The organism is Niveispirillum fermenti (genome assembly GCF_052474395.1).
The window spans coordinates 754,503-775,573 of sequence record NZ_CP156679.1 but is presented as its reverse complement, the minus strand read 5'-3'; the positions used below and the strand labels follow the sequence as shown (position 1 = coordinate 775,573).

18 protein-coding genes and 2 tRNA genes are annotated in these 21,071 nt (G+C 63.0%); 13 read left to right on the top strand and 7 right to left on the bottom strand.

Features of this window, described 5'->3' with window-relative positions:
- The first annotated feature begins 90 nt into the window (after positions 1-90).
- From ABC728_RS07735 to pssA, 3 genes are all read left to right on the top strand, one after another.
- On the top strand, positions 91-777 hold the full coding sequence (locus tag ABC728_RS07735; RefSeq protein WP_416617868.1) for a TetR/AcrR family transcriptional regulator: 687 nt from the start codon (positions 91-93) through the stop codon (positions 775-777).
- Between the two features lie 128 nt (positions 778-905).
- Positions 906-1,598 carry a phosphatidylserine decarboxylase gene (locus tag ABC728_RS07730; RefSeq protein ID WP_416617867.1) on the top strand — a complete coding sequence of 231 codons (693 nt, stop codon included), beginning with the start codon at positions 906-908 and terminating at the stop codon, positions 1,596-1,598.
- Positions 1,598-2,506 (top strand): CDP-diacylglycerol--serine O-phosphatidyltransferase, encoded by a 909-nt coding sequence (gene pssA / locus ABC728_RS07725; RefSeq protein WP_416617866.1) that lies wholly within the window; start codon positions 1,598-1,600, stop codon positions 2,504-2,506. The genes ABC728_RS07730 and pssA overlap by 1 nt, the downstream gene beginning before the upstream one ends.
- A 61-nt stretch (positions 2,507-2,567) precedes the next feature.
- On the opposite strand, the gene ABC728_RS07720 is transcribed toward pssA, so the two are convergent.
- The 4 genes from ABC728_RS07720 to ABC728_RS07705 all read right to left on the bottom strand — a co-directional run bounded on the left by ABC728_RS07720 (position 2,568) and on the right by ABC728_RS07705 (position 5,913).
- Positions 2,568-2,993 (bottom strand): hypothetical protein, encoded by a 426-nt coding sequence (locus ABC728_RS07720; protein WP_416617865.1) that lies wholly within the window; start codon positions 2,991-2,993, stop codon positions 2,568-2,570.
- An 11-nt stretch (positions 2,994-3,004) separates the two neighbouring features.
- Positions 3,005-3,766 (bottom strand): ABC transporter permease, encoded by a 762-nt coding sequence (locus ABC728_RS07715; RefSeq protein ID WP_416617864.1) that lies wholly within the window; start codon positions 3,764-3,766, stop codon positions 3,005-3,007.
- Positions 3,767-4,001: 235 nt separating this feature from the next.
- Positions 4,002-5,411, bottom strand: a complete 1,410-nt coding sequence (glnA, locus tag ABC728_RS07710; RefSeq protein WP_445376338.1) for a type I glutamate--ammonia ligase — start codon at positions 5,409-5,411, stop codon at positions 4,002-4,004.
- 163 nt (positions 5,412-5,574) lie between these two features.
- Entirely contained in the window at positions 5,575-5,913 is a 339-nt protein-coding gene (locus ABC728_RS07705; protein ID WP_416617862.1) for a P-II family nitrogen regulator, read from the bottom strand.
- Positions 5,914-6,251: 338 nt separating this feature from the next.
- Here ABC728_RS07705 and ABC728_RS07700 point away from each other — a divergent pair.
- The 8 genes from ABC728_RS07700 (at position 6,252) to clpX (ending at position 15,017) form a co-directional block, all read left to right on the top strand.
- A tRNA-His gene (locus ABC728_RS07700) sits at positions 6,252-6,327 on the top strand.
- 176 nt (positions 6,328-6,503) lie between these two features.
- Positions 6,504-7,970: an NAD(P)H-hydrate dehydratase gene (locus ABC728_RS07695; protein ID WP_416617861.1), complete on the top strand. Its 1,467-nt coding sequence runs from the start codon at positions 6,504-6,506 to the stop codon at positions 7,968-7,970.
- Between the two features lie 344 nt (positions 7,971-8,314).
- Positions 8,315-8,584, top strand: coding sequence for a hypothetical protein (locus ABC728_RS07690; protein ID WP_416617860.1), 270 nt, complete (start codon positions 8,315-8,317; stop codon positions 8,582-8,584).
- Between the two features lie 173 nt (positions 8,585-8,757).
- Positions 8,758-11,133, top strand: a complete 2,376-nt coding sequence (locus ABC728_RS07685) for a 1-deoxy-D-xylulose-5-phosphate synthase N-terminal domain-containing protein (protein ID WP_416617859.1) — start codon at positions 8,758-8,760, stop codon at positions 11,131-11,133.
- Between the two features lie 115 nt (positions 11,134-11,248).
- Positions 11,249-11,332, top strand: a tRNA-Leu gene (locus tag ABC728_RS07680).
- A 127-nt stretch (positions 11,333-11,459) separates the two neighbouring features.
- Positions 11,460-12,800 (top strand): trigger factor, encoded by a 1,341-nt coding sequence (gene tig / locus ABC728_RS07675; RefSeq protein ID WP_416617858.1) that lies wholly within the window; start codon positions 11,460-11,462, stop codon positions 12,798-12,800.
- 83 nt (positions 12,801-12,883) lie between these two features.
- Positions 12,884-13,507, top strand: coding sequence for an ATP-dependent Clp endopeptidase proteolytic subunit ClpP (gene clpP, locus ABC728_RS07670; protein WP_416617857.1), 624 nt, complete (start codon positions 12,884-12,886; stop codon positions 13,505-13,507).
- Positions 13,508-13,751: 244 nt separating this feature from the next.
- Positions 13,752-15,017, top strand: a complete 1,266-nt coding sequence (gene clpX / locus ABC728_RS07665) for an ATP-dependent Clp protease ATP-binding subunit ClpX (RefSeq protein ID WP_416617856.1) — start codon at positions 13,752-13,754, stop codon at positions 15,015-15,017.
- 199 nt (positions 15,018-15,216) lie between these two features.
- Here clpX and ABC728_RS07660 read toward each other — a convergent pair whose 3' ends face one another.
- The 3 genes from ABC728_RS07660 to ABC728_RS07650 form a co-directional block, all read right to left on the bottom strand.
- Positions 15,217-16,671, bottom strand: a complete 1,455-nt coding sequence (locus ABC728_RS07660; protein WP_416617855.1) for a DHA2 family efflux MFS transporter permease subunit — start codon at positions 16,669-16,671, stop codon at positions 15,217-15,219.
- A gap of 232 nt (positions 16,672-16,903) precedes the next feature.
- Complete coding sequence (locus ABC728_RS07655; RefSeq protein WP_416617854.1) at positions 16,904-17,734, bottom strand: GntR family transcriptional regulator; 831 nt, start codon at positions 17,732-17,734, stop codon at positions 16,904-16,906.
- An 88-nt stretch (positions 17,735-17,822) separates the two neighbouring features.
- Positions 17,823-19,181, bottom strand: a complete 1,359-nt coding sequence (locus ABC728_RS07650) for an MFS transporter (protein ID WP_416617853.1) — start codon at positions 19,179-19,181, stop codon at positions 17,823-17,825.
- 192 nt (positions 19,182-19,373) lie between these two features.
- Between ABC728_RS07650 and ABC728_RS07645 the strand changes: the two genes are divergently transcribed.
- Positions 19,374-20,036, top strand: a complete 663-nt coding sequence (locus tag ABC728_RS07645) for a glutathione S-transferase family protein (protein ID WP_445376337.1) — start codon at positions 19,374-19,376, stop codon at positions 20,034-20,036.
- Between the two features lie 10 nt (positions 20,037-20,046).
- Positions 20,047-21,060 carry a zinc-binding dehydrogenase gene (locus ABC728_RS07640; RefSeq protein WP_416617851.1) on the top strand — a complete coding sequence of 338 codons (1,014 nt, stop codon included), beginning with the start codon at positions 20,047-20,049 and terminating at the stop codon, positions 21,058-21,060.
- The last annotated feature ends 11 nt before the right edge of the window (positions 21,061-21,071 follow it).

Below are 21,071 nucleotides of genomic sequence, written 5' to 3'. Positions count from 1 at the left end.
ACGCTCACTATTTTTATAGGTCAAAGCCTGCTCGCCGGCAATGCCGATCCGTGCTATGGGCGGAAAGGGGCCGGAGCGGGAGAGCGGTTGATGGGAACCTTGCGGGAGTTCCAGGCGCGTCATGACCTGTCGATGGAAGCACTCTGCCGGCGCATGCTGGAGCGTCATCAAGCCACGATCCGGGTGAAAAAGCCGGCCGTGGCCGTGGCCAACCTGGCCCGCATCATCGAAACGACGCTGGCCCTGGCGAACGGCAAGGGCTTCCATTCCATGACGTTGCGCGACCTGACCGAACAGTCGGGCCTGTCCATGGGGGCGCTCTATACCTATTTCGACAGCAAGGACACGCTGCTTCTGATGATCCTGGGCCAGGTGGTCGGCGCGGTGGAGGAGGTGCTGGCCGATGCGGCCCATGTGCCGCAGGAAGATCCCGCGGCCCGTCTGCGCTGGCTGCTGGCAACGCATATCTACCTGTCGGAGGTAATGCATCCCTGGTTCGTCTTTGCCTTCATGGAGGCAAAGGCCTTTTCCAGGCAGGGACGAGACAAGGCCGTGGCCAGCGAGCTGATGACTGAGCGCATGATCGCCGAGACGCTGGAACAGGGGATGGCATGCGGTGTTTTCGCGCAGGTTGATGCCACCATGACGGCCGCTTTGGTCAAGCCGCTGCTGCAGGATTGGTACGTAAAGCGTGCCAAGCACCGCCGGCGCGGCCTGACGCCAGAGGCCTATGCCGCTGCCGTCATCGCCTTTGTCGAAAAGGCCTTGCGCCCATGATGGGGGATGCCGATATGGGATTTCGGGCAGGGGGCCGCCGTCGGCGTCCTATCTTGCTTCAAATCCCGGTCCTGACTGTCTAGTATGGGCCGTATCGAACTTTCACCACCGGGTAGCCGCGAAAGACCATGTCCGCGCTGAAAACCGTTATCGTCCCGATCAACAAGGCCGGCTGGCCTTTCATCGCCCTGTTTGCCGTGGTGTCGGCGCTGCTCGCCACCTGGACGCCGTTCCTGGGCTGGATCGGGCTGGTCCTGACCGCGTGGTGCGTCTATTTCTTCCGCGATCCCGATCGTGTGACGCCGACCAAGCCAGGGCTGGTTGTCAGCCCGGCCGATGGCCGCGTGACCCTGATCACCAGGGCCGCGCCGCCGCCCGAACTGGGCATGGGGGAGGAGAAGCTGACCCGCATCTCCGTGTTCCTGAATGTGTTCGACGTGCATGTGAACCGCTGCCCCACCGATGGGGTGGTCAAGGCGGCGGAATACAAGCCCGGCAAGTTCCTCAATGCGGACCTGGACAAGGCCAGCGACGAGAATGAGCGCATGTCCATCCGCCTGGGCCTGCCGGACGGCCGGGAAATGGCCTTCGTGCAGATCGCCGGTCTGGTGGCGCGTCGTATCATCTGGTGGGTGGCCCCCGCTCAGGCATTGAAGGCCGGCGAGCGCTACGGTCTGATCCGGTTCGGCAGCCGCTGTGATGTCTATCTGCCTGAAGGTGTTCATCCCCTGGTCGCCGTCGGTCAGAAGATGATCGCCGGTGAGACCATCCTGGCCGACCTGACCAGCCTGGAACAGCAGCGTGAGGGCGAGGTCCGCTGATGACGGCGGATAGAAGCCCGCCGCAGAAAAGCGTCGCGGGCCATCGCCACCGCGTCAGGCGGCTGCGCCCGCCCCGGTTGTCGGGTCTGTCCATCAACAAGCTTCTGCCCAACATGCTGACGATGCTTAATCTGGCATCGGGCATGACCGGCATTCGATTCGCCATGGAGGGCAAGTGGAAGGAGGCGGTGCTGGCCATTGCCGTTGCCGCCCTTTTCGACATGCTGGACGGTCGTATCGCCCGCATGCTGAATGCCCAGAGCAAGTTCGGCGAGGAGTTGGACAGCCTGTCCGACGTGGTCAGCTTCGGCGTGGCCCCGGCGATGATCCTTTACCTCTGGTCGCTGGATGACGCACGCACGCTGGGCTGGATGGCGGCCCTGCTGATGGGCGTCTGCGCGGCATTGAGGCTGGCACGGTTCAACACCATGCTGGGGGCGGCGGCAGAAAAGCCGCCTTTCGCCTATAATTACTTTACCGGGGTGCCGGCGCCGGCCGGTGCTTTCCTGGCGCTGTTACCCCTGATCGCCACGCTGGAGATCGGGCCGGGCGTCATAGACACGCCCTGGATTGTCGTGCCCTGGACCGTGGGTGTGGCAGGATTGATGATCAGCGCCATTCCCACCTTCTCCATGAAGGGCCTGCGCATTCCGCAGCGCTATGTTGTCTTCGTGCTGCTGGGGGTGGGGATCACGGCCGCCGCCCTGGTCAGTGCGCCTTGGGCCACCCTGTCGGTGGTCGGGCTGGTCTATATGGCCAGCATTCCGTTTTCCGCGCGCCGGTACAAGCTGCTGGCGGCGGAGGCGGCCAAGCTCCAGGAAGGCCCTGCGCCGGAGGAGATGGCCGACGATGAAACGACGGCGGAAACCCCGGTACCGACGATCGAGGAGCCGGGGCGCGAAGCCTGACGGCCGGAGGAGAGGGCAGGCGGGGCCTGGCAGCAGGCTTGGCCCTCTTCCATTCTTCCTTTCACGTCCGATAGAACAGTGCCCATATCAGCAGGGCTGCGGCACCGAACATGAAGGCGATGACGTAGGTTTTTACCGGCACGGGGACCTTCTCGTCCGGGGCGTTACCTTTTGAACCTTTCACCGCCGATCCTGCCTTGTTGCGGGCCGGTGGTTTGGCCGTCCGCTCGCTCCCGGCGACCACTGTCGGCTTGGGCCGGTCGCCCTTGCGCGGGTCGTGCAGTTCGATCAGGCGCCAATCGAAATCAGCCAATGCCTCGTCACTGACGAAATCCACCTGGATCAGGCGTACAGGCCCGGTTCCGTGCAGGGATACGGCGCTGCGAAATTCCTGCTGGCCCTGGCCCAGACTGTCGACCAGGGACAATGTTTCCCATTTCGACCCTTTGGGCCGCTGTACCGCGTATTTGCGTTTATTGTCCGACACCCTGGCAACCTTCACTCACCCGCCTGCAACAAGGCCCCGCGGTTGCGCGCATCCCGGAAGGCCCGCAGGAAGTATAGGGCGGCCAACCCCAGATAGAGAAGATTGAGAATGGCGGCAGCCCCCAACTGCCCCCACGGTACATGCCCCTCGAACAACACCGCGCGCATGCCCTCGAACACGTGTGTGGAGGGTAGCGCCATCGAGATGTACTGCACCATCGGAGGCAGGGCCGAAACGGGGTAATAGACGGCGGAGAAGGGGGCCAGGACGAAAACGGCCATCCAGGCGAATGATTCGGCACCCAGCCCGTGACGCAGGATGATGCCCGATGTCAGCAATCCCACCGACACGCCCAGCATCATCAGGTTCGCGAAAAAGCCGGCCAGGGGCAACCCCAGATCGAACAGGCTGACATCGAAGAGCAGCATGGCCAGGAAGATGGGCGGCATCAGTCCCAGCAGCACGCGGATGAAACCCATGACGACCAGCGAGACGACCCATTCCCATGGACGCAGCGGGCTGACGAACAGATTTCCCAGATTGCGGGACCAGAGTTCCTCCAGGAAGGTCAGGCTCATGCCGATCTGGGTGCGCACCAGCACTTCCCAAAGCAGCACCGCGGCGATCAGCATGCCCGCCGCGCCGGCCAGGATGGAAGAGTTGCCGCGCAGGAATTGCGACATGAAGCCCCAGATCAGAAGCTGTACCGTCGGCCAGTAGCAGAGTTCCAGAATGCGCGGCCAGCTTTGCCGGATCAGGAACCAGTTGCGCATCACCATGCCCATGATACGCCGGGGGGAGCCACCCCAAAAACCGGGCATGGCGAAAGCGGTCGGGGACCTGTCGGTCCGGGGCGTCATATCCTGCATCGCCGGACATATAGCGGATTTGATCTGAACCGCACAGGGGGTTGAGGGCAGCCCGAAAAGGCCAAACCCCGCCGGTTGCCCGGCGGGGTTTGCTGAACCAAGCTGTCGAGGGGGACGGCCCGTTGCCGGGCCGGCCACATCAGACGCTGTAATACATCTTGTACTCGATCGGGTGCGGCGAGGTTTCGAACGCCAGCACTTCTTCCATCTTCAGGTCGATGAAGCTGTCGATCATGTCGTCGGTGAAGACGTCGCCCTTCTTCAGGAACTCGCGGTCGGCCGACAGGCTTTCCAGGGCTTCACGCAAGCTACGGCAGACCGTCGGGATTTCCTTCAGCTCTTCCGGCGGCAGATCGTACAGGTTCTTGTCCATCGCCTCGCCCGGATGGATCTTGTTCTGGATGCCATCCAGACCGGCCATCAGCATGGCGGCGAAAGCCAGGTACGGGTTGGCCGCCGGGTCGGGGAAGCGGACCTCGACGCGCTTGCCCTTCGGGCTCGACACGTGCGGGATACGGCAGGAAGCGGAGCGGTTGCGGCTGGAATAGGCCAGCAGCACCGGCGCCTCATAGCCCGGCACCAGACGCTTGTAGCTGTTGGTGGACGGGTTGGTGAAGGCGTTCAGCGCGCGGGCATGCTTGATGATGCCGCCAATGTAATAAAGCGCGGTTTCCGACAGGTCGGCATAACCGTTGCCGGCGAACAGCGGCTTGCCGTCCTTCCAGATGGACTGGTGGCAGTGCATGCCCGAGCCGTTGTCACCGAACACCGGCTTCGGCATGAAGGTTGCGGTCTTGCCATACTGGTGGGCGACGTTGTGGACCACATACTTGAAGAGCTGCATGCCGTCGGCCATCTTGACCAGCGTGCCGAACTTCACACCCAGCTCGTGCTGGGAAGCGGCCACCTCGTGGTGGTGCTTCTCGACCTCGACGCCCATCTCACCCAGAACGGTGAGCATCTCGGCGCGCAGGTCCTGGGCGCTGTCGATCGGGGCAACGGGGAAATAGCCACCCTTGACGCCCGGACGATGGCCCATATTGCCACCCTCGTAGGACTTGCCAGAGGTGTAGGGGCCTTCCTCGCTGTCGAACTCGTACATCACCTTGTTCATCGAGACTTCGAACTTCACGTCGTCGAACACGAAGAACTCGGCTTCCGGACCGAAATAGGCGACGTCGCCGATGCCGGCGGCGGCCATGTAGTTTTCGGCGGCCTTGGCGATGGAGCGCGGATCACGCTTGTAGGGCTGGCCCGTGGAGGGCTCCAGCACGTCGCACAGGATGGTCAGCAGCGGCTGGGCGGAGAACGGGTCCATGACCGCCGTGGACGGATCGGGCATCAAGGTCATGTCCAACTCGTTGATCGCCTTCCAGCCGGCGATGGACGACCCGTCGAACATCACGCCATCGGTCATCAGGTCTTCGTCGACCGTGGAGATGTGCTGGGAGACGTGATGCACCTTCCCCTTGATGTCGGTGAAGCGGAAATCGACATACTTGACGTCGTTTTCCTTGATCAGGTCGAAGAACTTGGCCAAATCAGACATAGCCTCTGCTTCCGTGGTTTGAGGTTTGTCGCTGTTGAACCGGTCCCGGGAGGGGCCTGCCAGACGCTGGCGTTACCCGATCCCCGGACCCTTTGAAAGGAAATTCTGAACCCGCCTTCCAGGACTTGCCGGAGGTTGCCGACAGCCGGTCAGGCGGCGGGCTTCAGACGGCGTCGGGACCACGCTCACCCGTGCGGATTCGGATCACTTCCTCCACCGGGGTCACGAAAATCTTGCCATCGCCGATGCGCCCGGTATGGGCAGCCTGCTGGATGGCGTCGATGGCGCGCTCCACCAGGCTGTCATCCATGACAACCTCGATCTTCACCTTGGGCAGGAAGTCGACGACATACTCCGCTCCCCGGTAAAGTTCGGTATGGCCCTTCTGGCGGCCGAAGCCCTTGGCTTCGGTCACGGTGATGCCCTTGATCCCCACTTCGTGGAGGGCTTCCTTCACCTCGTCCAGCTTGAAGGGCTTGATGATGGCTTCAATCTTCTTCATCGCGTCCCGCAGCTCCAAATTTCGACGCCAGCCAAGCCGTTACCGACCAAGCCAGCGCAGGATGATTGTTAGCACGGACCATGCCAGTCGTTGAGGGCGCGGGTTTGTGCGCCCCATGCTCCAGTGTCCCGACACTTTGCTATAAAAACAGGCTTATATGTGATTAATTTTTCATCATTAAGCCTAAAAATGGGCATTAACCAGTATTATGGCTCATTTTTGCATCCATATTTGCATCATAATATGGCGCTCGCTTTCCAGATGGCTGCCCCTGAATTTTTTCTGAATCGAGCGCTTGACGACAGGGGGGCGCCTGGGGCATACAGCGGCTCCCGGCGGCGGTGGTAGCTCAGTTGGTAGAGCTCTCGGTTGTGGTCCGAGTGGTCGCGGGTTCGAGTCCCGTCCATCGCCCCATTTTGCCTTCGGGTAAAATAACTGAGGTCCCCATCGGGACAAACGAAAAAGCCGCCCCCAGGGTGGCTTTTTTCGTATCCGCGTCACGCATCCTGCAACCTGATGGACCGGCAGCCCGCTTCTGGCCAATGATGGTCCTCGGCCCCGCGGCATGGGCGACGAGGCAGGGGGTGGTGATGGCGGCTGAGATCCTGACCGTGGCGCAGATGTACGCTGCCGACCGGGCGGCCATGGCGGCCGGTATTTCCGGCCCTACCCTGATGGAGGCAGCCGGCCGCGCGGTGGCCCGCGCCGTCCGCTCGCTGTCACCTGACGGGCCGGTGCCCGTTACCATCCTGTGCGGCCCTGGCAACAATGGCGGGGACGGGTTCGTTGCTGCGCGCCATCTGCGGGCGGCGGGATGGCCTGTCCGTGTCGGTCTGTTGGGGGAGAAGAGCGCCCTTGCCGGGGACGCGGGCTGGGCGGCCGCGGCCTGGGCGGGCCCGGTGTTGCCGGCCACCGTGCGTCTGCTCGACGGTGCCGGCATCATCGTCGATGCCCTGTTCGGCGCCGGGCTGAACCGGCCGGTGGGTGGGGTTGCCCTGGACTTGATCATGGCAATGGCCGGCACGGGCAAACCCATTGTGGCGGTCGATGTACCCAGCGGCATCAACGGGGATGACGGAACGGTACGTGGCGGTGCCGCGCCGGCCACCATCACCGTGGGGTTTTTCCGGCCCAAGCCTGCCCATTATCTGTATCCGGGTCGGGGGCTGTGCGGGCGGGTGGAGATCGCCGATATCGGTATTCCCGACGCGGTGGTCAACGATATGGATGTCGATATTCTTATCAACGGGCCATCGGTCTGGGGGCGTGCCCTGCCGCGCCGCGCCGCGACGGACCATAAATATCATCGCGGCCACGCCCTGGTTCTGGGCGGCACCATCATGACCGGTGCTGCCCGCCTGGCGGCCAGGGCTGCCCTGCGGATGGGGGCCGGACTGGTTACAGTGGCCTGTGCCCCATCCGCACACATGACCTATAGCCTTTCCATGCCCAGCCTGATCGTGCAGCCCATTGACGATGCGGGTGGATTCGACGCGCTGTTGTCCGACACACGGCGCAATGCCGTGTTGCTGGGGCCGGGGGCGGGGTCGGGTCCCCTATTGCGTAAGGTGACCTTGTCCGCCCTGGCGGCCAATCGCGCCGGCGTTCTGGATGCCGACATCTTCACATGTTTTGCCGGCGACCTCGCCTCCCTGCGGCGGGCGGGGTTGAACGGCGACTGGATAATGACGCCACATGAAGGTGAGTTCAGGCGTCTGTTCGGTGATCTGCCGGGGTCACGGGCGGAACGGGCCCGCCGCGCCGCGTCGGATTCGGGTGCGATTCTCGTCATGAAAGGACCGGATACGCTGATCGTTCATCCCGATGGCCGCATGCGCATCAATCACAATGCGCCGCCATGCCTGGCGACAGCCGGCAGCGGTGATGTGCTGGCCGGGATGATTCTGGGGCTGTTGGCACAGGGGATGGGGGCTTTCGATGCCGCCGCGGCCGGTGTGTGGTGGCATGGCGAGGCAGGGCGGCGATGTGGTGCCGGGCTGATCGCGGAGGATCTGACGGAGATAATTCCGGCTATAAGGCGAGATATTTTATTTTAAAATCAATATTATATGGAAGTTCTCTGATTTTTTTGTTTCAAGAACGAACGGGGTTTCCATATTGGAGATCAACGCATTGCAAGGTTTCTTTGAGGTAATATTCCTACTGATGAATATTCACCGAAGGCCGGCTTGGTCGAGCCCGTTCTGTCCCCGTTCTGATATTCTCTAAAAAACCTGTTAATTCCTGGGAACAAAGTCGCAAAAAGCGCGGTTCGATCATTGCGCTACCCTTGTCAATGCGTTAATCTGCCCAAGTCTTGATCAAAGGCGTTACCGCCTTGGGGTAATTTTCAAAGACAAATATCAAAGGCAGAGGTCAGAAGCGACAGGGGGGCGTTGCGATGGGCGTATCGTTGTTCAAGCGTTCCGAACCAACTGTTACACCGGTGCCAGGCGGCATTTATCAAAGAACGATCTTCAACACTGTTGAAACAGCACAGGTGCTGGCAGTGACGGAAGACGGTTTTCCCTTGCCCCATGTCCGTTACATTGCTCGCAACGATATGCTGGATGGTCCGGAACCAAGCGGCAGGCGGTTGAACCCGGCGGCGGTCCGTACCCTGTCCGTTGACAGCTTCAACCGGTTGTTCGGCAATACCCGCACCCGATAACGGCGGATGGCGCAGGCGGTACCTGCACAGCGCTCGTTTCATTCAAGACGTCGTCCGGCCTATAAAGGGCCGGGATCCTCGTCGTGCCATCCGGTCCGGCCAAGGTCCTGAACAAAGCGGCCCGATAGAGCGCCGCGCTCCCAGGAAACCCGTTCAGCCCCAGGATTGGCACGATGCCCGATTTCAGCAGCCATACATCCACTAGGCCGGCCTCCACCACGCCGGCCAATGAAGACCGGCGCCTTTCACATCTGCGCGCCCTTGAACGCAAAGCGTTGTGGCTATCGACCTGGATGATCCATAACGCCAACCATCTTCGCCCGTCGCGCGATGGACTGAAGGTGGGGGGGCATCAGGCCTCCAGTGCGTCCATGGCCAGCCTGATGACCGCCCTGTTCTTCGATGTGCTGCGTCCCCAGGACAGGGTTGCCGTCAAGCCGCATGCCAGTCCGGTTTTTCACGCCATCCAGTATCTGATGGGCCGGCAGACCCGGGAGAAGCTGGAGCGCTTCCGCGCGTTCGGTGGGGCGCAATCCTATCCGTCGCGCACCAAGGACACGGCCGATGTTGATTTCTCCACGGGTTCCGTGGGGCTTGGCGTGGCGGTCACGGCCTTTGCCAGCATGGTACAGGATTATGTTCGTCTGAAAGGCCTCACCGATCAGCCGGAAGGCCGGATGGTGGCTCTTGTCGGCGATGCCGAGATGGACGAGGGCAATGTCTTCGAAGCCTTGCTGGAGGGCTGGAAGCATGATCTGCGCAATGCATGGTGGATCATCGATTATAACCGCCAGAGCCTGGACAGCGTCGTTTCCGACAAGCTGTGGGAACCGATCACGGGCATGTTCCGGTCTTTGGACTGGAAGGTTGTCATCATGAAATACGGCCGCCTGCTGGAGGCGGCCTTTCGGGAGCCCGGCGGCGACGCCCTGCGCCATTGGATCGATACCTGCCCGAATCAGTTGTACGCCGCCCTGTGCTTCAAGGGCGGGGCCGCCTGGCGGGAGGCGCTGCTGCGCGATCTGGGCACGACCGGGGGTATCCGCGGCCTGCTGGACAGCCATGACGATGCGGGGCTGGCCCGGCTGATGACCAATCTGGCCGGCCACGACCTGCCGACCATTCTTGATACGTTCCACGGGCTTGCCAATGGGCCGGATGCCGAACAGCCGGCCTGTTTCGTCGCCTATACCGTCAAGGGGATGGGGCTGCCCTTCCAGGGGCACAAGGATAACCATGCCGGCCTGATGAACCCGGACCAGATCGCCTCGTTCAAGGTGCAGTGCGGCATCGGTGACGGGCAGGAATGGGAGCCCTTCGCCGGCCTGGATGTCGATGTGGAGGATTTGAAGCGCTTTCTGGCGGAGGAGGTGCCCTTCACGGCCACCGACCGTCGCCGGCTATCGGCCGGATTCGTCCCGGTTCCGGAACGATTGAATGTTCCGCTGACGGAACGGATGAGCACACAGGAGGGCTTTGGCAAGATTCTGGCCGACCTGGCAAAGGGGGATACCGATCTAGCGGCCCGCATCGTGACGACCAGCCCGGATGTCACGGTGTCGACCAACCTGGGCGCCTGGGTGAACCGGCGGGGGCTTTTCGACCGGCACGAGCGACATGACATCTTCAAGGAACAGAAGGTCGTATCGGCGCAGCGCTGGCAGGGTGATCCGCAAGGCCAGCATATCGAGCTGGGTATCGCGGAACACAACCTGTTTCTGATGCTGGGGGCACTTGGTCTCAGTCATGATCTGTTCGGCACGCGGCTGCTGCCCGTCGGGACGCTGTATGATCCGTTCGTCATGCGCGGCCTGGATGCCTTCAATTACGCGCTCTACCAGGATGCGCGCTTCATGCTGGTGGCGACGCCGGGTGGAGTGACGCTGGCACCGGAAGGTGGGGCGCACCAGTCCATCGCCACACCGCTGATCGGCATGGGCCTGCCGAAGCTGTCCAGCTTCGAGCCGGCTTTCGTCGACGAACTGGCCGCCATCATGCGCTGGGGCTTCGAGCATATGCAGAAGCCGGACGGAGGCAGCCTCTACCTGCAGCTGTCCACGCGCACCCTGGAACAGCCGGCCCGGCTGCTGGACGAGAAGGCGGTGATCGATGGTGGCTATTGGCTGCGGCCGCCGGCAGCCGACACCGATCTGGCGATCATCTATATGGGTGCCCTGGCGCCGGAGGCGCTGGCCGCGCACGGGCAGATGCTGGAGGATGTGCCGGGCGCCGGCCTTCTGGCCGTCACGTCCGCCGACCGGCTCTATCAGGGTTGGATGGCGGCACGCCGGGAACGGCAGGCCGGGCGCCGGCAGGAAGCGCCCGTGGAACGGCTTCTGTCCGCACTGCCGGCCGGAGCCCGTCTGGTGACGCTGACCGATGGCCACCCCGCGGGCCTTTCCTGGCTGGGGTCCGTCCGCGGGCACAGGGTGGCGGCCCTGGGGGTGGAGGTTTTCGGCCAGTCCGCCGACCTGCCTGACCTTTATCGCGCCCTGAATCTGGATGCGGACGCGGTTATCGACGCCGCGGCCCGCCTGCTTCTGGAATAGGATCACGCCGGCAGGCCCCCCGGGCATGGCCTGCCGGAGATTCCGCGCTTGGCGAGCCTGTTTGGGCTTGCTATACGGTGCGCTCCCACGGTCGGACCCCTGGTCCGCCCGGCGGGCGGGCGTGGCGGAATGGTAGACGCGCCGGATTTAGGTTCCGGTGTCGAAAGACGTGGGGGTTCAAGTCCCTTCGCCCGCACCACGAGTTTTGGAGTTTTGACCCGCAACCCACCGCGGCAGCCGGTTTCCGGCCCACCCCGCGGGAGCTTCGGTCCCTGAAATGGCAGAGGGGGCTGGGGCGAACAGACAGAAGACAGGCATTTCGTCCCATGCAGATCACCGAGACCAGCGCTGAAGGCCTCCGCCGCGACTTCAAGGTCGTCATCACGGCCCAGGATATCGAATCGCGGGTGCAGACCCGGCTGACCGAGGTTGGCAAGACCGTGAAGATCCCTGGCTTCCGCCCGGGCAAGGTGCCGATGCCGATCCTGAAGCAGCGCTATGGCCAGTCGGTCATGGGCGAGGTGCTGGAAGAGGCGGTCAATGACGGCGCCCAGAAGGCCGTGTCCGAAAACAACCTGCGCCCCGCACTGCAGCCCAAGATCGAGGTTCTGAAGTTCGACCCCGGCCAGGATCTGGAATTCGCCGTCGCCGTCGAGCTTCTGCCCGAGATCGAGCCGGCTGACCTGTCCGCCGTGGAGATCGACAAGCCCGTTGCCCCGGTGGCCGATGACGCTGTGACGGAGAGCCTGGGCCGCCTGGCCAAGGGCCGCCGCACGACCGAGAAGGTCGAGGAGGATCGGGCGGCCGTTCTGGGCGACATCCTGCTGATCAACTTCGACGGTTCCGTCGATGGTGAGAAGCGGGCGGGCATGAATGGCGAGGATTATGAGCTGGAGCTGGGTTCCGGTTCGTTCATTCCCGGCTTCGAGGATCAGCTTGTCGGCGCCAAGGCCGACAGCGACGTGACCGTCAAGGTGACGTTCCCGACCGAGTATCATGCTGCCGAGCTGGCCGGCCGGGAAGCCATCTTCGAGGTGCGGGTCAAGGAGCTGCGAGCCGGCAAGGACGCCGAGATCAATGACGATCTGGCCAAGTCCTTCGGCTTCGACGATGTGGATGCCTTGAAGAAGGCCATCACCGAACGCATGGAAGGCGAGTATGGCGCCACGTCGCGCCTGCGCGCCAAGCGCGCCCTGCTGGACAAGCTGGCCGAGCTGCACAGCTTCGACGTCCCGGCCGGCATGGTCGACATCGAGTTCGAGCAGATCTGGAAGCGCCTGCAGGACGAACTGGCCCGCGGCGGTGCGGATGCCGAGGATGAAGGCAAGGACGAGGAAGCCCTCAAGGCCGAATATCGTGACATTGCTGTCCGGCGCGTGCGTCTTGGCTTGCTCCTTTCCGAAATCGGCCGCCGTAACAATATCTCGGTGAGCCGTGAGGAGTTGAACCAGGCGATGTTCGATGAGGTCCGCCGTTATCCGGGCCAGGAACAGCAGGTGTTCGACTTCTTCCGCAAGAACCCGCAGGCCGTCGAAAGCCTGCGCGCCCCGATCTACGAGGATAAGGTTGTCGACTTCATCCTCGGAACGGTTAAGGTGAACGAGGTGAGCGTGTCGGTCGAAGAGCTGATGCGCGACCCGGACGAGGAAGAGGAGGCGGCGGCCTGAGGCCACGCCGACCTTGAAAGCGTTGAGTACCGCGGGGACCAATCCAGGCCCCGCGGCTGCCGGTTAGGAGCGAAGCAGGGATCATGATCGAGCCGCAGATGAACGCGCTGGTTCCTATGGTGGTCGAGCAGACCAATCGTGGCGAGCGGGCATACGACATCTATTCCCGACTCCTGAAGGAACGGATCATCTTCCTGGTCGGTGGCGTGAACGATGCCGTCGCCAGCCTTGTTTGCGCCCAGCTTCTGTTCCTGGAAGCGGAAAACCCGACCAAGGAAATCTCCTTCTACATCAACTCCCCTGGCGGTTATGTGACGGCGGGATTGGCGATCTATGACACGATGCAGTATGTCCGCTGCCCCGTGGCAACGATCTGCATGGGTCAGGCCTCTTCCATGGGGGCATTGCTGCTGGCCGGCGGTGCGCCGGGCAAGCGGTTCTCGCTTCCCAACAGCCGAATCATGATCCACCAGCCTTCGGGTGGCGCCCAGGGTCAGGCGGCCGACATCGAAATCCAGGCCCAGGAAATCCTGCGTCTGCGCGAGCGCCTGAACGAAATTTTCGTCACGCATACGGGCCAGACGCTGGATGTCATTGAAAAGGCTGTCGAGCGTGACAAATTTATGAGTCCGGAGGAGGCGAAGGCCTTCGGTATCCTGGACGAGGTGATCGCCCATCGGCCCGGTGGCCTCACCCAGGCGGCGTAAAGCAGAAGCGGCGACGAACAAGTATATATTGATCCCGCCGCTTTTCGTGTTGTTGAATAGGTTCCAAGAGGGCGTCCATCGTCGGCCCTGTGTGCCCGTCCCCCTTCCACAGGAAGGGCAAGGGTGACCGGAGATGGCGGAAGGCCCGCTTGGAACAGACATCCCGCGAGGGATGGTTGGGCGTATCGGTCAAGGGCCAGCCGGGCCAGGGGCCATACGCCATCCGGTGATGTACGGAGCCCATATGACCAAGTCGACCGGCGGCGACAGCAAGAATACCCTCTACTGCTCCTTCTGCGGAAAGAGCCAGCATGAGGTGCGCAAGCTCATTGCCGGCCCCACCGTGTTCATCTGCGATGAATGCGTCGAGCTGTGCATGGACATCATCCGCGAGGAAAGCAAGACCACGCTGGTGAAGTCCCGCGACGGTGTGCCGTCCCCGCGCGATATCAGCACGGTGCTGGATGACTATGTCATCGGTCAGGAACACGCCAAGCGCGTGCTGTCCGTGGCCGTTCATAACCATTACAAGCGGCTGGCCCACGGGGCGAAGCACAATGATGTGGAACTGGCCAAGTCCAACATCCTTCTCGTCGGCCCCACCGGGTCGGGCAAGACGCTGCTGGCCCAGACCCTGGCCCGCATCATCGACGTGCCCTTCACCATGGCTGACGCCACGACCCTGACCGAAGCCGGTTATGTGGGCGAGGATGTCGAGAACATCATTCTGAAGCTGCTTCAGGCCGCCGACTATAATGTCGAGCGGGCGCAGCGCGGCATCGTCTATATCGACGAGGTCGACAAGATCAGCCGTAAGTCCGACAATCCGTCCATAACGCGCGACGTGTCGGGCGAGGGTGTGCAGCAGGCCCTGCTGAAGATCATGGAAGGCACGGTCGCCTCCGTTCCGCCGCAGGGGGGGCGCAAGCATCCGCAGCAGGAATTCCTGCAGGTGGATACGACCAACATCCTGTTCATCTGTGGTGGGGCCTTCGCAGGGCTGGAGAAGATCATCGCCGCGCGGGGCAAGGGCACCTCCATCGGCTTCGGCGCCGATGTCCGTGGGCCCGACGAGCGGCGCACGGGCGACATCCTGCGGGAGGTCGAGCCGGAGGATCTGCTGAAGTTCGGCCTTATCCCCGAATTTGTCGGCCGCCTGCCTGTGCTGGCCACTCTCCATGACCTGGATGAGACGGCGCTGATCGAGATTTTGGCCAGGCCGAAGAATGCCCTGGTCAAGCAGTATCAGCGCCTGTTCGAGATGGAAGACGTCAAGCTGACGGTGCATGAGGAGGCGTTGCGCGCCATCTCCCGCAAGGCGATTGAGCGCAAGACCGGCGCCCGCGGCCTTCGTTCCATCATGGAAACGATCTTGCTGGACCCGATGTATGATCTGCCCGGCCTGACGGGTGTGGAAGAGATCGTGGTCAACAAGGAAGTGGTGGAGGGGCGTGCCAAGCCGCTCTACATCTATTCCGATCGTGCCAATCAGGTGGCTCCCGGGGCCTGATAACACCCGAATTGAACAGGACCGGTTGAACAGGGATGAAGGGCGGCCCCGCAATGGGCCGCCCTTTTTTCGATTGCTCGTCCGTCCCCGCACCTGGTCATACCAATCTGTCCAAAATGTTTGACCGAAGGTACGGCGGCGACCGCTGCCACGCGGCACGTGGCGCGTGGCCAAAGCCCAATCATTCAGGCCGACGGTATCAGTGTGATACGGGCCTGTCTGCCGCGGCCGACAGGCGGGGCAGGCGTAGGCATATCAGCACCAGCAGTGCGAGGGTAAACAGCACCGTCAGGCCCGCAAAGGCATCGGCGAAGGCCATGGCCGTGGCTTCGCGTTCCGCTGAGATGCCGGCGGCCATGTGCAGGTCGCGCCGATGAAGCAGCAGGCTGTTCAGAACGGCGATGGCGACGGCCCCGCCCAGCAGGCGCAGAAGGTTGAAGATGCCGCTGGCATCGGGCAGCAAAGCTGGGCCGACCCGCGCGAAGCTGATCAGGCTGACAGGCGGAAAGATGAAGGTGACCCCCAGGGCGCGCAGCAACTGCGGGACCACATGGTCGGTTGCCGTCCAATCCTGCGTGACACCGCTGTTGATCCACCCGGCCGCCGCGAAGCAGACCAGCGACAGGCCCAGCATCAGACGCGGGTCCATCCGGTCGGTGAGCCAGCCCATCAGGGGCGTCATGGCCAGTTGCGTCAGTCCCGACAGGCCCATGACCAGCCCGATAGTCATGGCATCCAGCCCCTGCACCAGGTCCATGAACATGACCAGCAGGAAGATCATCCCGAACACGCCCACTCCCGTCAGCGCCGAATAACCGGCGCCCACGGCGAAAAGGCGTTCGCGGAACGGTGTCAGCCGCACCACGGGATGGCGTGCGATACGCAGGCGCAACGCCAGCAGTAGGCCGCCCATGATGGCCGTGACGGTGCCATAGCGGATCGTATCATCATCGAACCAGCCCTTGGGCGTTCCCTCTTCCAGCACATAAATGCCGGCGCCGAGGGTGATGACCAGCAGTCCCACTCCCGCCACATCCAGATGGCGGAGTTGCGACCAGTCCGGCCGGTCCCAGGCGATGGCCCGCCACCCGACCAGCGTGATGATCACGCCCGGTACTAGGTTGATCAGGAACAGCCAGTGCCAGGAGAACTGGTGCGTCAGCCAGCCCCCCACCGCCGGTCCCATGGTGGGCGCCAATGTGCCCAGCACGGTGACGGCCGCCATGGCCGCCCCGCGCCTTCCGTCGGGGAACAGGCGAAAGATGGCGACGAACAGCATCGGCACCATGGCCCCGCCAATGAAGCCCTGTATCGCGCGCCAGACAATCATGGCATCCATGCTGGTCGCCTGCGCGCAGCCCAGGCTGGCAAGGGTGAAGCCGCCGGCGGACACCATGAACAGATAGCGGCTTGACATCAGCCGGACCAGCATGCCCGTCAGGGGGATCATCAGTACTTCGCCGATAAGATAGCTGGTCTGAACCCAACTCACCTCGTCGCTGGTGGCCCCCAGGCCATCCCGGATCGGGCCCAGGGAGGCGGCGACGATCTGCACGTCCAGCACGGCCATGAACATGCCGACGCCCAAGGCGGCGAAACCGGCCAGCTCTCGCCGGCCGGGCATCGTGGTGGGCTCTCGCGGTTCATTTTCCATGGCCGGCCCTGCCGCTCCACGACATGCGCATCCCTTGGACCGTTCGGCGCGGAAAAGACAGGGGCGGCGGGCAGGGAGGGGGGAACAGGCCGGCCGTCCCAGGGACGGACAATGCCGTCACCGGAAATGACTTAATAATATAGCATTATCACATTAAAATCAGGGTGTCACCAGCAAAGCTGCTGGTTCCCATCGCTGCACCGCCCCTCTGGCTGGCCGGATCTGATCCGCCTCAATCCTTTTCGGTCATTTTCTTGACCACGGTGCCGACGAACGGCCCTTCGCTGCGGATGTACCAGTTGAATTGATCGGACCGGTAAAAGCCGATCAGGTACTGGATCGGGTCACCCTGCTCGTCATGCATCACCCGTTCCACCCGCAGCACGGGATAGCCGACATCCACGGCCAGCACGGCCGCCACCTCCGTCTCTGCTGCCGTGGCGGAGATCCACTGGCCGCTCATCAGCCGGTCGTAACCCTGACTTTGGAGCACCAGTGCGAAGGGCAGCGTCTCCTCCTGATTGACACCGAACCGTTCGGCAACGGATTCGCAGACAAAGGAGGTGAAGAAGGAGAAGGGCTGCCCCTCGATCCTGCGGCGCCACTTGCTGCGGTGCATGGGTGTTCCCACGCTGACTTCCATGCGATGCGCGACGCTGGGCGATGCCGGTACGGACGTGGTTTCCAGCAGATCGATCTTGGTTCCGAACCCCGATTCAAGCACGGAATCGGTCAGCCCGTCGAATGAGCCCCGCACAATGGGCAGGCCGCTGTTGGGGGCGACGACCGTGCCCCGCCCGCGGCCGCGCACCACCATCTTGCGTGCCGCCAGTTCCTGTAGCGCACGCTTCACGGTGATGCGCGACACCTCCAGCCGGTCGGCGATCTCCTGATCACTGGGTAACTGGCCATCTGCGCCGAAATCGCCGCGGCGTATCTTCTCCTGCAAGGTCAGGAAGACCTGATGATAGAGCGGCGTCGGCAGGCTGGCGTCGACCGGGGGCCACAGCTTGTTGCGATCGCCTCCCACCACGTGAGGGGGCTGGCCGGCCTTGGACTGCATCAGGTTCCGTTTCCTCGTTTACTGTTATCTCCCACCTGTATGCGGCACGCCGGACGGTTTCAAGTCCACAGTTCGGATAAACGGTCCGTCAGGCTGGCTCGGACCGCTTCAGTTCGGCAATGAACAGAGGCCGGGCGACGAGGAACAGCACGATCGCCAGCACGGCCGATCCCCCATACACCACGGCCAGAGCCTGGCCGATGCCCGTCGGCGTCGGGAACAGGGTGTCGGCCAGCAGGCCCGGCAGCGCCGATCCGATGGTCATGGACAGAAGCCCCGTCAGCATCGTGTAGATGGCCACGACCCGGCCAACATGGCCGGCCGCCGTCACCCGTGTCAGTGCCGTCAGCACCGACGGCGTGATCCAGTTGGACAGTAGCGAGGCCAGGGCTGAGGCGGTCAGCGCCAACCCGACATCACCCGTCAGGCAGGCGAAGATGCCGAACAGGATATAGCCGGCACCGGCTGCGATACCGGTCAGAACGGGGGCATCCGGCCGCCCCCGGCGGATCAGCCAGGCGATGACGGCACCGCTGATCAGGCTGCTGATCAGTCCCATGCCCATGGAGGTCATGCCGAACAGCACGCCCGTGCGCTGGACCGACAAATCATGGGTCCGCATCAGCAGCGTGGGAAACCAACTGATCATGGCATAGGCGCAGGACGCCACCAGCACGCCGGCCAGCATGAGACAGGTCAGCAGTGCATAGGGCACCCGCCGGCCCGCGGCGGCGCCATTCATCCCCGGCGCGACCCTTGGCACCTCAACGATGCGGGGTGGTTCCTTGATGATCAGCGGCACGATGGCGGCGATCATCAGGCCGGGCAGGCCGGTAATGAAGAAGACCACATGCCAGGGCGAATAGCCGCCCAGCAATGCCGGGAACATGTCGATCAGGTGGGCGGAAAGGGCCAGCAACTGGCCACCCAGCATCAGCGCGATGATGGCCCCCATGGAATTGCCCGCCACATATACCCCGAAAGCGGTTCCCCGCTGAGCAGGCGGGAAATAGGCGGTGATCAGGGACGCGGCGACGGGGGCCAGGGCCGCTTCACCTACCCCCACGAAGGCGCGGGCCATGAACAATTCATTGAAATTGACAGCCAGCCCGCAGGCCATGTTGGCGATGCTCCACACCACCATGCCGCCGATCAGGATACGCACACGATTGTAGCGGTCCACCGCCAGCCCCAGCGGTACCCCCAGCACACTATAGATGAGGCTGAAGGCGAAACCTTGCAAAAGCCCGATCTGGGCATCGGACACCTGCAGGTCCTGACGGATCGGATCGACCATCAGGGACAGGATCACCCGGTCCAGAAAGGCCACCGCATAGGCCGCGGTCAGAATGATCAGGGCGGCCCAGGCCCTGGTGGAAGCACGCTGCGGAACGGAAGGCTCGGCGACCGATGGCCCGGCATGGGTGTCGGGGATGAGAATGGCCATACCGATGATCCTCCTGCGCCGTGCGCTTTGATCGAGCTAGCATGTTCATAAGGTATAATTATAGGCCTTTACAAGATATAAAGATATACTTTAGACCATCTTATGCGAGTTTGCAGGCCAGTCGACAGGAAATGGCGGATGACAATGCGAATGTTGAATACGGGCTCCTCGGCCTGGGGGGTTCGGGCGCGTATGGCGATATATGCGAAGGGGGAGGCGCTGGAACGGCAGGTGGAGCTTGTGCCGCCGCGTGGGCCCTTGAACATGCCTGATTTCAAGGCCGAGTTCAGGTTTGGACGGGTGCCGACCCTGTGGCTGGAGGATGGGTTCATCCTGCAGGAATCCGAAGCGATCATGGATTATTTCGATGATCTGCAGCCCGACCCGCCCTTGAAGCCCGACACCATCCTGGACCGGGCGCGCATGCGGATGTTGATCCGGCTGACGGACGGCTCGGTGCTGAACCATCTGTCGATCCTGTTCCGCAGCCGCAACCCGCTGACACGCGATCAGGCTGCCGTGGATGCCGCGCTGTTGGGGCTGGCCGATGGGTATGACCGGCTGGAATATCATATGCCGGGCGGCGACTACGCCATTGCCGGCCGTCTGACGCTTGCCGATTGCACGCTGGTCCCCACCATCTGGCTGACGCTGGATTTCCTGCCCTTCTTCGATGCGCCGTCGGTCCTGCTGACGCGGCCGAAGCTGGCACGCTATTGGCAGGCCGTACAGCGTGATCCCATCGTCGCCCGAATCGTGTCTGAAATGTCCATACATTTGCGTGCAGCCCGCGCCGCCCGTATCGCGGCAGAGGCCGCAGAGCAGGCGCAGTCCGCGAACATGCTTTCCCGCTGAGAGGTAGAAAATGCCGAAGAGCCGTGAAGTGGTGCTGAAGCACCGGATAGAAACCAAGCCTGTCCCCACCCATTTCGAGATCGTGGAACGTATCGTGCCCGATCATCCGGGCGATGGGAAGCTGCTGGTTCGTATCCTTTATTTGACCTTTGACCCTTATCTGGGCCAGGCCATCCGCGGGCAGCATATGGGGGAACCGCATCCCGACGCGGGGGAACCGCTGCCCGGCTATTGCGTGGCCGAGGTGGTGGCTTCCGGTGACAGCCGTTTTGCCAAGGGCGACCATGTCGTCGGTCAGGCCGGCTGGGGCGAGTTCGGAATGATGGATGCGGCAGGCGCCCGCAAGGTCGATCCGTCCCTTGGTCTGGCTGTGCATCTGGGTCTGTTGGGCACGCCGGGTCTGACGGCCTGGGCCGGTGTTACCCAGCTTGCCCGCGTTTCCCAGGGCGATGTTTTCACCATCGACGCTGCGGCCGGGGCGGTGGGCGGCACTGCGGGCCAGTTGGCGAAGATCCTGGGCGCCCGCGCGGTGGGCATTGCCGGCGGGCCGGAAAAATGCGCACAGGCCCGCGATGTCTATGGGTTTGACGACTGCATCGACTATCGGCAGCCGGACTGGATCAAGGCGCTGACGGCGGCGACGGGCGGCGGCCCCAGCGTGCATTTCGAGAATGTCGGCGCCTCGGTCCTGCTGCCGGTTCTGTCCAGCTTGCGGATTTACGGGCGCGTGGTTCTGTGCGGCCTGGCCGAACATTACCATGCCGACGGGCCGCGCCCGACCATGCCCATCGGCACCATCATCGGCAAGCGGGCCCATATGTTGGGTCTGGTTGTTTATGATTTCTTCCCGCGCCTGGCCGAATGGGTGGCATTTGCCACGCCGCATATCAAGGCTGGCCGTCTGGTCGAACTGCGCGATGTCAGCGAGGGGATCGACACGGCCCCCCAGCAGTTCGACCGCCTGCTTCAGGGCAACAACCTTGGCAAGACGCTGGTGCGTGTGGATCCGTCAGCCATCAATTAGCTGCGAAAAGC